The organism is Marinomonas arctica, from assembly GCF_003259225.1.
GTDB lineage: Bacteria > Pseudomonadota > Gammaproteobacteria > Pseudomonadales > Marinomonadaceae > Marinomonas > Marinomonas arctica.
This window is the reverse complement of sequence record NZ_QHJF01000108.1, coordinates 1-322: the sequence shown is the minus strand read 5'-3', so window position 1 is coordinate 322 and position 322 is coordinate 1. Positions and strand designations below refer to the sequence as shown.

The following is a 322-nucleotide window of genomic DNA, read 5'->3' as shown; positions in this document are numbered from 1 at the left end:
GTCCAGAAGCGCTCTACGACCAGTTCTACATACTTAGTTCTGTCTTTTGATTTAACCGCAACGACGCGGACGAACACGCTGCGTTACGGCGATTCACTAAATTTTCGATCTCGGCGTCGTGACGCCACCAAGACTTATCTGACGTATATGACCTCTCGCGGTATTGCTACCCTAACCCGTCAGCGAATTAGTGAGAGGACGGCGGCCCTTAGGCTGCCAGTGCGAACGTATCGTCGTTTGCAGTTACGTTTTTCCCATTGATTAACGAGGTGACGGGTCCTCGGTATGCCCTGACCGCTTCACAACCCCTGTCGAAACCAGG

At 52.5% G+C, this 322-nt stretch carries 1 other RNA gene; it reads right to left on the bottom strand.

From position 1 onward, the window contains the following. Positions 1-322: a transfer-messenger RNA gene (gene ssrA, locus DK187_RS21040) on the bottom strand.